This is a genomic window from Massilia sp. IC2-476 (assembly GCF_020707295.1).
Taxonomy (GTDB): domain Bacteria; phylum Pseudomonadota; class Gammaproteobacteria; order Burkholderiales; family Burkholderiaceae_D; genus Telluria.
Map to the genome: position 1 here is coordinate 182,453 of NZ_JAJFER010000001.1, position 12,908 is coordinate 195,360.

The window sequence follows — 12,908 nt, forward strand, 5'->3', positions numbered from 1 at the left end:
CGCCACTGGCGCCCATGACTTCCGGCGTAGGCGGAATCCAATTTTGCGTGCGTACCACTTACCTGAAGCGTAGGCAGCACTCGACGAACTTGGATCCCGGCCTTCGCCGGGATGACGACTCATCGTGCGGTGGCCGAAATGAAGTTACTTCCCTGCCGCCGCCTTCGCCCTCTTCTCTTCGTCCGCCTTGCGCGCCGCGGCCTTCGCCTCGCGCTCGGCCACGCGCTCCGCGACTTCCTTCTGCTTCTGTTCCGAGCGGCGCTTGCGCTCCTCGAATTCGCGGGCGTTCGCAGCCGCCTTGGCTGCCTCTTCCGGCGCGCGGGCCGCTTCTTCCTTGGCCTTGGCGTTGCGGCGCGCCATGCGCGAGGCGGCCGGCGAGGGCTTGGCCGGCGGCAGCGGCGTTACCTCACGCGGTGCGGGCTGCGGCTCGGTGGCCAGGCGGGCTTCCTCGGCCCGGTACTCGGCTTCGGCAGCGGCGATCTCGCGGTCGCGCTCTTCGACCTTGGTGCGGCGCTTGAAGCGCTCGGCTTCGATCTCGATGTTGCGCTGGGCGACCAGTGCCACGCGGCGGCGCTCCCTCGCTTCGTCCAGGCAGTTATTCACGAAGAATTTTTTGTAGCAGACCGCTTCACGTTCGGCATAGCGCGCCTCGATGGCGGCGCGTTCGGCCGCGACCGCGGCCAGGCGCTGGTCGGCCTGGGCGACGGAGGTGGTCGGGTCGACCGCTTCCACCGACGGGCCCGGCTCTACGCTGGCGCAGGCCGACAGGGCTGCGGCGATCACGGCTGCCGCGAAGGCGCTGCCAGCTGCGCGGAATACTGGGTGACTGCTCATGGTTTCCTTTCGGTTCAAGCGATGGCGTCGGCCGCACCGCGGCGCTCGGCGAGCATGTACTCGCGCGACTGCATTTCAATGATACGCGAGACAGTGCGGTGGAATTCGTTCGCGAGCATACCCTTGGTGTACAGCTCCTCGGGCTCCACTGCCGCCGACATGATCAGCTTGACCTTGTGGTCGTAGAACACGTCGACCAGCCAGGTGAAGCGGCGCGCTTCCGAGGACTGCCCCGCCGACATGGCCGGAATGCCGGACAGGATCACGGTGTGGAAGCGCGAAGCCAGCTCCAGGTAGTCGTTCTGGGAGCGCGGGCCGCCGCACAGGGTCGCGAAGTCGAACCAGATCACGCCGCCGGCGCGGCGCAGCGCGCGGATCTCGCGGTTCTCGATGTGGACGATCGGGCTCTCGTCGGCCGTATCGGCCACCTTGGCGTAGGTATCGCGCAGCTTCTGGTCGGAAGCGGCGTTCAGCGGCATGTAGTAGGCCTGCACCTGCTCGAGCGCGCGCTTGCGGTAGTCGTTGCCGGCATCGACGTTGAGGATGTCGAGCTTTTCCTGCAGCAGCGCGATGGTCGGCAGCATGCGGTCGCGGTGCAGCCCGTCCGGGTACAGCGTGGACGGCTCGTAGTTCGAGGTCATCACGAAGGAGACGCCGTTGTCGAACAGGGCCTTGAGCAGGTTATACAGGATCATCGCGTCGGCGATGTCCGAGACGTGGAATTCGTCGAAGCAGATCAGGCGGTATTTCTTGGCGATGCGCTTGGCCACTTCGTCGAGCGGATCGGCCACGCCTTTCAGTTCGTCCAGCTGGCCGTGCACGGCGCGCATGAACTCGTGGAAGTGCAGGCGCGTCTTGCGCACCACCGGCACCACCGAATAGAAGGAGTCCATCAGGAAGGACTTGCCGCGCCCCACCCCGCCCCACATGTACACGCCCTTCGGCACGTCCGGACGGTTGATGAGGCGCTTGAAAGCGGACGACCGCTGGGCCTTGTAATGGACCCAGTCGTCGTACGCCTGCTGGAGACGGTCCACCGCGGCTTGCTGGGCCGGGTCGGACTGGAAGCCGCGCTCGGTGAGGGCGTGTTGATAGTACTCTTGAACGTTCATGATGTGGCAGTGTTAACGTAGGGTGGGCGGGTCTCCCGCCCACGCGTTCAACGTACGCTTGCACGCCACGGAGCGGGCCGGGATACGTGGTTTGAACGCGTGGGCGGGGAACCCGCCCACCCTACCAAGGCGCGGTAGCGCCTCTGTTGCTTTAGAAGTTCAGCGAACGCTTGTCCACCGCCAGCGCCGCTTCCTTCACGGCTTCCGACAGCGACGGGTGCGCGTGGCAGATGCGGGCGATGTCTTCCGACGAGGCCTTGAACTCCATCGCGACGACGGCTTCCGAGATCAGCTCGGAGGCCACCGGGCCGACGATGTGCACGCCCAGGATTTCATCGGTGGTCGCATCGGCCAGGAATTTCACCATGCCCGAGGTATCGCCCAGCGCGCGCGCACGGCCGTTGGCCATGAACGGGAAGGTGCCGGCCTTGTACGACACGCCGTCGGCCTTCAGCTGCTGCTCGGTCTTGCCGACCCAGGCGATTTCCGGCGAGGTGTAGATCACCCACGGGATAGTGTTGAAGTTGACGTGGCCGTGCTGGCCGGCGATGCGCTCGGCAACCGCGACGCCCTCTTCTTCCGCCTTGTGCGCCAGCATCGGGCCGCGCACGACGTCGCCCACCGCCCACACACCCGGCAGGCTGGTGCGGCACTCGTCGTCCACGACCACGAAGCCGCGCTCGTCCAGCTGCACGCCGACGGTCTCGATACCGAGGCCGGTGGTGTTCGGCACGCGGCCGATCGAGATGATCAGGCGGTCAAACGTGGCCTTCTGCTCGGCGCCGGTGCTGTCCGCGTATTCCACGGTGACGTCGTTCGCGCCCTTGGTGATCTTGCCGATCTTGCAGCCCAGGTTGATCTTCAGGCCCTGCTTGGTGAACAGCTTGTGCGCTTCCTTGGCGATCTGCTCGTCGACCGCGCCCAGGAAGGTCGGCAGGCCTTCCAGCACGGTGACGTCCGCGCCCACGCGGCGCCACACCGAGCCCATTTCCAGGCCGATGACGCCGGCGCCGATCACGCCCAGCTTGCCCGGGACCGCGTCGATCGCCAGTGCGCCTTCGTTCGACAGGATCAGCTTCTCGTCGAATTCCGCGCCCGGCAGCTGGCGTGCGTTCGAACCGGTCGCGATGACCACGTTCTTGGCGCTCAGGGTGTCGGTGGTCTGGCCGCTCACGTTGACGGTGTAGCCGCCATCGGTTTTGCCGGCGAAGGAACCGTGGCCGTGGAAGAAGGTGACCTTGTTCTTCTTGAACAGGAACAGGATGCCGTCGTTGTTCTGCTTGACGATGGTGTCCTTGCGCTTGAGCATGGTCGGCAGGTCGAGTTCCAGGCCGCCGACCTTGATGCCGTGGTCGGCAAAGGCGTGGCCGGCGTGCTCGAAGTGTTCCGACGACTGCAGCAGCGCTTTCGACGGGATGCAGCCGACGTTGGTGCAGGTGCCGCCCGGAGCCGGCTTGCCGGCTGCGTTGCTCCATGCGTCGATGCAGGCGGTCTTGAAGCCCAGCTGCGCTGCGCGGATGGCGGCGATGTAGCCGCCGGGGCCGCCGCCGATCACGACGACGTCAAATTGTTTCTCGTTACTCATGAGTAGCTTCCTTATTTATTCTTCTGGGACAAAGATCCACAGGGCCAGATAGGCCAGGGCTCCGATACCGGTCGTCACCAGGGTAAGCAGGACGAACACGAGGCGCCAGGCATAGATGTCCATGCCGAAGGCCGAACTCAGGGCGCCGCAGACACCGGCCAGCCAGCGATCGCGGCGCGGGCGGCGCATGGTGCGGAACTTGGCCTCGATGCTGCCCGGCGGCGGGCCGAAACCGCTGCTCGCGCCGCCATCCTTGTCCAGGTTGATCCGTTCGCTGGCCAGGACCTTCGCCTTGGCCTGTTCGAATTCGGCGTCCGTCAGGGCGCCGGCCTGGTGCAGTTCATGCAAACGCCGGATTTCATCGGAGATCATGGCGGTCCTCACTGGTGGTCTGCTGTGTCAGCGGACATGCCCCGCAAGGCATGTCCGCACTGCACCGCGGTGCTCTCGATTACAGGTCGAGCAGCAGGCGGGCCGGATCTTCCAGCGCGTCCTTCATGGCCACCAGGCCCAGCACGGCTTCGCGGCCGTCGATGATGCGGTGGTCGTAAGACATTGCCAGGTAGTTCATCGGACGGATCACGATCTGGCCGTTTTCCACCACGGCGCGGTCCTTGGTCGCGTGCACGCCCAGGATAGCCGACTGCGGCGGGTTGATGATCGGGGTCGACAGCATCGAACCGAACACACCACCGTTCGAGATCGAGAAGGTACCGCCCGACAGGTCGTCCAGGGTCAGCTTGCCGTCTTTTGCCTTCTGGCCGAATTCACCGATCTTCTTCTCGATCTCGGCGATCGACAGCTGGTCGGCGTTGCGCAGGATCGGCACCACCAGGCCGCGCGGCGAACCGACGGCGATACCGATGTCGAAGTAACCGTGGTAGACGATGTCGTTACCGTCGACCGAGGCGTTCAGGATCGGGTACTTCTTCAGAGCGGCAACGGCAGCCTTGACGAAGAAGGACATGAAGCCCAGCTTGACGCCGTGCTCTTTCTCGAACTTGTCCTTGTACTTGTTGCGCAGTTCCATGACCGGCGCCATGTTCACCTCGTTGAAGGTGGTCAGGATGGCGTTGGTCTGTTGCGACTGCAGCAGGCGCTCGGCGATACGGGCGCGCAGGCGGCTCATCGGCACGCGCTCTTCCGGACGGTCGCCCAGGCTGGCGATCGGTGCGGCGACCGGCTGCAGGGCTGGCTTGGCGGCAGGAGCCGGAGCGGCAGCTTGTGCCGGCTTGTTGGCGACTGCGGCCAGGGCGTCGCCCTTGGTCACGCGGCCGTCGCGGCCGGTGCCGGTGGCATCCGACGCGCTCATGTTGTTGTCGGCCAGGATCTTGGCGGCGGCCGGCATGGCGACATCGCCTTTCGAGCCGGTTGCGGCAGCAGCCGGGGCGGCTTCGATCGGCGCGTTCGGGGCAGCCGACGGGATCGGCTTCACTGCCACCGGGCTGGTCTGTGCCGAAGCTTCGGTATCGACGATGGCGATGACTTCGCCGGACACGACGGTCGCGCCGTCGGCCTTCAGCAGCTGGACGATCACGCCTTCGCTCGGGGCCGGCAGTTCCAGGACCACCTTGTCGGTCTCGATGTCGATCATGTTCTCGTCGCGCGAGACTTTCTCGCCGACTTTCTTGTGCCAGGACAGCAGGGTTGCTTCAGCAACCGATTCCGACAGTTGGGGGACCTTGACTTCGATTTGTGCCATTTGATGTAGCTCCGTTTTATATATTCTGTATGCAAAGGCCCCCGGGCTTGCTGGCGCCGGGGGCAGCGGTGATTACTTGGTCAGGATGAAGCCCTTCAGCTTCGAGAACGCGGTTTCCAGCAGTTCCTTCTGCTGCGCCACGTGCTTGTCGGCGTAGCCGACCGCAGGCGACGAAGAAGCCGGGCGGCCTGCGTAAGACAGGCGCTGGCCGTCTTCCATGCTTTCGAAGACGTTGTGCTGGATCTGGAACCACGGACCCTGGTTCTGCGGCTCGTCCTGCACCCACACCACTTCCGTCGCGTTCGGATACTTCTTCAGTTCGGCGGCAAAGGACTTGTGCGGGAACGGGTACATCTGTTCGATACGGACGATGGCGACATCGCTCACGCCGCGGGTCTTGCGGGCGGCGACCAGGTCGTAGTAGACCTTGCCCGAGCAGACCTGCACGCGCTTGACCTTCGACGCTTCGATCTTCTCGTCCACTTCGCCGATGACGGTCTGGAAACCGCCCTTGGCCAGGTCGGTCAGCGGCGAGCCGGCGTCCTTGTTACGCAGCAGCGACTTCGGCGTGAAGATCACCAGCGGCTTGCGGAACTGGCGCACCATCTGGCGGCGCAGCAGGTGGAAGATCTGGGCGGCCGTGGTCGGCTGCACCACTTGCATGTTGTTGTCGGCGCACAGCTGCAGGAAGCGCTCGATACGGGCCGACGAGTGCTCCGGACCCTGGCCTTCATAGCCGTGCGGCAGCATCATGGTCAGGCCCGAAGCGCGGCCCCACTTCACTTCGCCCGAGGCGATGAACTGGTCGATGACGACCTGGGCGCCGTTGACGAAGTCGCCGAACTGGGCTTCCCAGATGGTGAGCGTATTCGGTTCGGCGGTCGAGTAGCCGTACTCGAAACCGAGCACCGCTTCTTCCGACAGCACCGAGTCGATCACGGTGAAGTTGGCCTGGTTGTCCGATACATTGGCCAGCGGCAGGTAGATGCCCTGGTCCCAGCGCTCGCGGTTCTGGTCGTGCAGCACGGCGTGGCGGTGGACAAAAGTACCGCGCCCAGCGTCCTGGCCCGACAGGCGAACAGCGTAGCCCGAGGACAGCAGCGACGCGAAGGCCAGGTGCTCGCCCATGCCCCAGTCGAGGTTCATCTCGCCCTTGCCCATGGTGGCGCGGTCGTTCAGGACCTTCTCGACCAGCGAGTGCGGCTTGAAGCCTTCCGGCACCTTGGTGATGCGTTCGGCCAGGCGCTTCAGTTCGGTCATCGGCACGGCGGTGTCGGCGGCGTCGGTCCACTTCTTGTTCAGGAACGGCGCCCAGTCGACGGCGTACTTGTTCTTGAAGTTGGTCAGCACCGGGTCCACGGTGTGCTTGCCGGCGTCCATCGCGTTGCGGAATTCGGCGACCAGCTGGTCACCGGTTTCCGGCGGCACGGTGCCCTGCGCAGCCAGCTTCTCCGCGTACAGCTTGCGGGTGCCCGGGTGCTTGGCGATCTTCTTGTACATCAGCGGCTGGGTCAGCGCCGGGGTGTCCTGCTCGTTGTGGCCGAGTTTGCGGTAGCAGACGATGTCCACGACCACGTCCTTGCCGAACTCGGTGCGGTAGTCCATCGCGATCTGCGAGGCCAGCACGACCGCTTCCGGATCGTCGGCGTTCACGTGCAGCACCGGTGCTTCGATCATCTTGACGACGTCCGAGCAGTAGATGGTCGAACGGGCGTCGCGCGGGTCCGAGGTGGTGAAGCCGATCTGGTTGTTGATGACGATGTGGACGGTACCGCCGGTGCCGTAGCCGCGGGTCTGGGCCAGGTTCAGGGTTTCCATGACCACGCCCTGGCCGGCGAATGCGGCGTCGCCGTGCACCAGGATCGGCAGCACTTCCTTGCCCTTGCGGTCGCCGCGGCGTTCCATGCGCGCCTTGACCGAACCTTCGACCACCGGGTTCACGATTTCCAGGTGCGAAGGGTTGAAGGCCAGCGACAGGTGGACCGGGCCGCCCGGGGTCGAGATGTCGCTCGAGAAGCCCTGGTGGTATTTCACGTCGCCTGCCGGCAGGTCGTCGGCGTGCTTGCCTTCGAATTCCTCGAACAGGTCGGCCGGGCTCTTGCCCAGGGTGTTGACCAGCACGTTGAGGCGGCCGCGGTGGGCCATGCCGATGACAATTTCCTGCACGCCCTTTTCACCGGCACGCTGGATGACTTCGTCGATCGAGGCGATGAAGGATTCGCCGCCTTCCAGCGAGAAGCGCTTGGCGCCGACGTACTTGGTGTGGAGGTAGCGCTCCAGGCCTTCGGCCGCGGTCAGGCGCTCGAGGATGTGCTTTTTCTTTTCGCCCGAGAAGGTCGGGGTCGAGCGGATCGACTCCAGGCGTTCCTGCAGCCAGCGCTTTTCGGTCGGATCGCTGATGTACATGAACTCGGCGCCGATCGAACGGCAGTAAGTGTCACGCAGCCAGTTCAGGATGTCGCGCAGCGGCGCGGTTTCCTTGCCGAAGTAGGTATTGCTGATGTTGAAGACGGTGTCCAGGTCCGCTTCGGTGAAGCCGTAGAAGCTCGGATCGAGTTCCGGCAGGGGCGGACGTTCCTGGCGCTGCAGCGGGTCCAGGTTGGCCCAGCGCGAACCGAGGTAGCGGTAGGCGGCGATCAGCTGGGTGACGGCGACGCGCTTACGGCCCAGTTCCGGGTCCTGGTTGGCGGTGACGGTGCGGATCGGACCCTGCTTGGCGCGTTCCGCGAACGAGGCGACCACCGAGGAGTGCACCACGTCGGGGCGGCTGGAGCCGTCCACCGCTGGCACGTGCTGCATCTGGTCGAAGTAAGCGCGCCAGTTCTCCGGGACCGAGCCCGGATTGTTCAGGTAGGCTTCATACAACTCTTCCACGTACGGCGCATTACCACCGAACAGGTACGAGTTCGCTGTTTGTTGCTGCATCATTCTTGCTCACCTTTCTTCGCGCTTCGCGAGTTTGGGGCGGGTTCAGGTAACCTTCCGCGACACGGCCTGACCGGTTAGCGGATCGCACTTACTACTCAAGTTGTGGGGGAAGGACGAATTCTGTTACTACAAAGGCATGCCTTCAGGCAACTAATCTGCCTTTTAGCGCACAATATTGTAACGCAAGCGACTACGTCAAGCAGAGCTTGGGCCGACAAATTATTTATTTCTATTTGTAAATCCACCTTGTATGGTTGACCACGTAAATGATAATCGTTATCATTTGAGGATGAGCTCAACCGGACCGACCACTTCTGCCCCAGCGAAACTGCCTGCCGCCCCGGCTATGCCAGGGCCCCGCCGCGCCGTCTACCTGAAGCAACTGCACCAGTGGCACTGGATCAGCTCCGCGATCTGCCTGATGGCCATGCTGCTGTTCAGCTTTACCGGATTCACGCTCAACCACGCGGCCGAGATCGAAGCCAAGCCGGAAGTCACGCGCCTGAAAGCCACGCTGCCGGCGCCACTGCGCGCCCAGCTGGAAAAATACGCGGCGGAGCACGCGGACGCCGAAGTGCCGCTGCCGAGCGAGGTCGCGGACTGGGCCAACGCCTCCTTCCCGGTCGACGTGCGCGGGAAACGCGCCGAGTTTTCCGAAGAAGACGCCTACATCGCCCTGCCCCGCCCGGGCGGCGACGCCTGGCTGCGCATCGCGGTCGACGGCGGCGCCGAATACGAAGCCACTTCGCGCGGCTGGATCTCCTGGCTCAACGACATGCACAAGGGCCGCAACACGGGCGCCGTGTGGAGCTGGTTCATCGACATCTTCGCGATCGCCTGTGTTGTTTTTTGCGTCACCGGCTTCCTGATCCTGAAATACCACGCGGCCAACCGGCCCTCAACCTGGCCGGTGATCGGCTTCGGCATCGTGCTGCCGGCCGTGATCGCCCTGCTGTTCGTTCATTGACGATTTATTAGATTAGCAAATAATTTCACTCTATATATAAGGCAATCCGATGAAACTGTCTCACTCGCTCGCCCTGACGCTGCCGCTCGCGTCCAGCTGGGCCACGGCCGCCGACCTGTCGGTCAAGTTCGAGCTTCCGCGCCTGAACGTGGCGGAATACCACAAGCCCTATGTGGCGATGTGGGTGGAGAAGGCCGACCAGGCCGTGGCTGCCAACCTGGCCGTGCTGTACGACGTGAAAATGAAGAACCGCGAAGGCGAGAAGTGGCTGAAGGACCTGCGCTCCTGGTGGCGCAAGGCCGGGCGCGACGCCGCCATGCCGATCGACGGCGTCAGCGGCGCAACCCGTGCGCCGGGCGTGCACACCATGAAGTTCGACGGTGCGCGCTTCGGCCTGGACAAGCTGCCGGCAGGCGACTACACGCTGGTGGTCGAGGCCGCGCGCGAATCGGGTGGCCGCGAAGTGGTCAAGGTCCCGTTCAACTGGACCGGCAAGGGCAAGGTCGACGCCAATGCGGCAGGCAAGGACGAACTGGGCGCCGTGGCGCTCCAGATCCAGTAAGCGACAGACAGACAAACGACAACAGGAGAATTCCATGCAACTCAAGCGCCTCAGCAAGACCCTCGCCCTCGGCCTGATCGCCGCCACCCTGTCGATGACGGCCCAGGCCCACAACGCCTGGCTGCTTCCGAACAGCACCATGATCGACGCGAAGGAAGCCTGGGTCTCGCTCGACGCCGGCATCTCGAACCAGCTGTTCGAATTCAACCACGCGCCGCTGCGCCTGGACAGCCTGATGATCACGGATCCGGACGGCGTCACGACCAAGGCCGAAGGCGCGGTGCTGGGCAAGTTCCGCAGCACGCTCGACCTGCGCCTGCCGAAGGACGGCACCTATCGCCTGGCGATCGTCAACAATAACGTCATGGGCAGCTACAAGCTGAACGGCGAAACCAAGCGTTTCCGCGGCGCCCAGGGCAGCCCGCAAGTGCAGGTCCCGGCCGGCGCCACCGAAGTCCAGACCACGCAAGTGCAGACCCGCCTGGAGACCTTCGTCTCGGCCAACAAGATGAACGAGACCGCCCTGAAGCCGAGCGGCAGCGGCCTGGAGATGATCCCGGTCACCCACCCGACCGACCTGCGCGTCGGCGAGCCGATCAAGGTGCGCTTCCAGCTTGACGGCAAGCCGGCGGCCAACCTGGCGTTCAGCGTGACGCCGGGCACCGCCAAGTACCGCGGCGCCTCGGGCGAACAGCGCCTGACCACCGACGCCAAGGGTGAGGCGAGCTTCACCGTGCCGGCAGCAAACATGTACTGGCTGAACGCTTCCTTCCCGGGCGGCGAACGCGGCGCCCAGCAGGCACCCGCCGCCAAGCGCTACACCTACGCGGCGACCTTCGAAGTCCTGCCGCAATAAGGAGCGGCAAGCGGCATGCGCGACGTCCTGGTACCCCACGCGATCGAGCTCGCGCTGCCGCCCGCCGGCAGCCGCCTGTGCAAGGCGGAAGGCCGTTCGATGGGCACGACCTGGTCGGCCCGGATGCTGGTCCCGCCCGGCCTTGACGCCGACCTGGAAGCCCAGCTCCAGCGCAAGCTGAACGAGATCGTGGCGCAGATGAGCCACTGGGAAGAAGCGTCCCTGCTGTCGCGCTACAACCGCGCGCCGGGCGGCAGCTGGCATGCGCTGCCGCCGCAGTTCTTCGAGGTGCTCGACTTCGCGCTCCAGGTCCATGAGGACACGGCCGGCGCCTACGATCCGGTTGCCGGCGCCCTGGTCAACCTGTGGGGCTTCGGCCCGCGGGCGCGCCACGACCACAGCGGCTTCGCAGCGCCCGGCGCCGCGGCCCTCGCGGCTGCGCTGGCGCGCCGCGCGCAGGCCGTGCCCCAGCTCGACCGCGCCGGCCGCCGCCTGCTGCAGCCGGGCGGCGCCATCCTCGATTTCTCGTCGGTCGCCAAGGGCTACGGCGTCGACCGCCTCGCCCTGTGCCTGGAAGGCCTGGGCGTGCGCCACTTCCTGGTGGAGGTCGGTGGGGAACTGCGCGGCGCCGGCGTCAAGCCGGACGGCGAACCCTGGTGGGTCGAGATCGAAGGGGTGCCCGACGCCAGCGCTACGCCGCAGCCCGTGGTGGCCCTGCACGGCCTGGCGATCGCCACCTCGGGCGACTACCGGAGCTACTTCGAGCAGGGACAGCAGCGCCTTTCCCATACCCTCGACCCGCGCACCGGCCACCCGATCGCCAACGGCGTCGCGTCCTGCACCGTGGTGGCCGGCGCCTGCATGACGGCCGATGCCCTGTCCACCGCGCTGACCGTGATGGGCCCCGATGCCGGCATCGCCTTCGCCGACGCGCGCGGAGTCGCGGCGCGCTTCCTGGTGCGCATCGACGGCGGCCTGCGCGAACACGTGTCCGCCGCCTGGCGCGAACTGCTGCAATGATGTTCCCCACCGATCCCGTACGCTGGGGCAGCGCCCTCGCCCTCTCCGGCGCCTACCTGGCGATGTGCCTGGCGATCTGGCGCGCCCGCGCCGCGCGCGGCCAGGTCGCCACGGGAGAAGCCGACTGGCTGGTGGTGTATGCGAGCCAGACCGGCAGCGCCGAATACCTGGCCGCGCGCACGGCCGACACCCTGAATACGGGCGGCGTGTCGGCGCGCGCCGTCTGCATGTCCGACCTGCCGCCCGGCGCGCTGGCCGGGAGCGGCCGCGTCCTGTTCATCGCCAGCACCTACGGTGAAGGCGATGCCCCCGACACGGCCGCGCGCTTCGCCGGCGAAACCATGGGCACGGCGCCGGACCTCTCGCAGCTGCACTACGCCGTGCTGGCGCTGGGTGACAGCAGCTATGCCAACTACTGCGGCTTCGGCCGCGCGCTCGACGCCTGGCTGGCGGCGCACGGCGCCACGCCCCTGTTCGAGCGCATCGACGTCGACCGCGGCAATGCAGACGCGCTGGCCGCATGGCAGCACCATATCGGGCGCCTGGCCGGCACCGCCGACGCGCCCGACTGGGAAGCGCCCGCCTACGGCGAGTGGCGCATCCTGGAACGCGAGCTGCTCAACCCGGGCAGCGCCGGCGCCCCGCTGTACCGCATCGCGCTGGCGCCTGTGGAAGGCGCACTGCCGGCCTGGGAAGCGGGCGACCTGGCCCAGCTCAGCGCACCGCTCGACCCGGAGCACCCGCGCGAATACTCGATCGCCTCGCTGCCTTCCGAAGGCCGGCTGGAACTGATGGTGCGCCTGCAGCGGCGCGAGGACGGCAGCCTGGGGGCAGGCTCGGGTTGGCTGTGCGAAGGCGCGACGCTGGAGGATGCGATCCGGCTGCGCGTGCGTGCGCACCAGCGCTTCCGCCTGAATGGCAACGCCGCCCGTCCGTTCATCGCGATCGGCAACGGCAGCGGCCTGGCCGGCCTGCGCGCGCTGCTCAAGTCGCGCATCGACGCCGGCAAGGGCGACAACTGGCTGCTGTTCGGCGAGCGCAATGCCGCCCACGACTCCCTGCTCCGCGACGAATTGCAGGGATGGCTGGACGACGGCTGCCTGGCCCGGCTCGACCTCGCCTTTTCGCGCGACGGATCGGCGCAGCGCTACGTGCAGCACCTGGTGCACGAACACGCGAATGCACTGCGCAGCTGGGTGGAAGAAGGGGCCGCGATCTATGTCTGCGGCAGCCTGCAGGGGATGGCCGGCGGCGTGCACGACGCCCTGGGCGACGTGCTGGGCGCCGAGCAGCTCGACGCCCTCGCGGCCGAGGGCTGCTACCGCCGGGATGTCTATTAGGT

At 66.1% G+C, this 12,908-nt stretch carries 11 protein-coding genes; 5 read left to right on the top strand and 6 right to left on the bottom strand.

Annotated features, from left to right (window positions below):
- Positions 1–144 precede the first annotated feature (144 nt).
- The 6 genes from LK539_RS00865 to LK539_RS00890 form a co-directional block, all read right to left on the bottom strand.
- Positions 145–834, bottom strand: a complete 690-nt coding sequence (locus LK539_RS00865; RefSeq protein ID WP_227799018.1) for a hypothetical protein — start codon at positions 832–834, stop codon at positions 145–147.
- 14 nt (positions 835–848) lie between these two features.
- Positions 849–1,946, bottom strand: a complete 1,098-nt coding sequence (zapE, locus tag LK539_RS00870; RefSeq protein WP_227799019.1) for a cell division protein ZapE — start codon at positions 1,944–1,946, stop codon at positions 849–851.
- Positions 1,947–2,097: 151 nt separating this feature from the next.
- Positions 2,098–3,531, bottom strand: coding sequence for a dihydrolipoyl dehydrogenase (gene lpdA, locus LK539_RS00875; protein ID WP_227799020.1), 1,434 nt, complete (start codon positions 3,529–3,531; stop codon positions 2,098–2,100).
- 15 nt (positions 3,532–3,546) lie between these two features.
- Positions 3,547–3,903 carry a PspC domain-containing protein gene (locus tag LK539_RS00880; protein ID WP_227799021.1) on the bottom strand — a complete coding sequence of 119 codons (357 nt, stop codon included), beginning with the start codon at positions 3,901–3,903 and terminating at the stop codon, positions 3,547–3,549.
- Between the two features lie 79 nt (positions 3,904–3,982).
- Positions 3,983–5,233 carry a 2-oxoglutarate dehydrogenase complex dihydrolipoyllysine-residue succinyltransferase gene (odhB, locus tag LK539_RS00885; protein ID WP_227799022.1) on the bottom strand — a complete coding sequence of 417 codons (1,251 nt, stop codon included), beginning with the start codon at positions 5,231–5,233 and terminating at the stop codon, positions 3,983–3,985.
- 72 nt (positions 5,234–5,305) lie between these two features.
- Complete coding sequence (locus LK539_RS00890) at positions 5,306–8,161, bottom strand: 2-oxoglutarate dehydrogenase E1 component (RefSeq protein ID WP_227799023.1); 2,856 nt, start codon at positions 8,159–8,161, stop codon at positions 5,306–5,308.
- Between the two features lie 346 nt (positions 8,162–8,507).
- On the opposite strand from LK539_RS00890, the gene LK539_RS00895 reads away from it, so the two are divergent.
- Genes LK539_RS00895 through LK539_RS00915 form a run of 5 tightly spaced genes read left to right on the top strand, consistent with a single transcriptional unit; the run spans position 8,508 to position 12,906 of the window.
- The gene (locus tag LK539_RS00895; RefSeq protein WP_227799024.1) at positions 8,508–9,128 is read left to right on the top strand and encodes a PepSY-associated TM helix domain-containing protein; all 621 of its coding nucleotides are present in this window, start codon (positions 8,508–8,510) and stop codon (positions 9,126–9,128) included.
- Positions 9,129–9,177: 49 nt separating this feature from the next.
- Positions 9,178–9,690 carry a DUF2271 domain-containing protein gene (locus tag LK539_RS00900; RefSeq protein ID WP_227799025.1) on the top strand — a complete coding sequence of 171 codons (513 nt, stop codon included), beginning with the start codon at positions 9,178–9,180 and terminating at the stop codon, positions 9,688–9,690.
- Positions 9,691–9,724: 34 nt separating this feature from the next.
- On the top strand, positions 9,725–10,546 hold the full coding sequence (locus tag LK539_RS00905) for a DUF4198 domain-containing protein (protein ID WP_227799026.1): 822 nt from the start codon (positions 9,725–9,727) through the stop codon (positions 10,544–10,546).
- Between the two features lie 15 nt (positions 10,547–10,561).
- Entirely contained in the window at positions 10,562–11,566 is a 1,005-nt protein-coding gene (locus tag LK539_RS00910) for an FAD:protein FMN transferase (RefSeq protein ID WP_227799027.1), read from the top strand.
- Entirely contained in the window at positions 11,563–12,906 is a 1,344-nt protein-coding gene (locus tag LK539_RS00915; protein ID WP_227799028.1) for a sulfite reductase subunit alpha, read from the top strand. Before LK539_RS00910 ends, LK539_RS00915 begins: the two co-directional genes overlap by 4 nt.
- Positions 12,907–12,908: the final 2 nt, after the last annotated feature.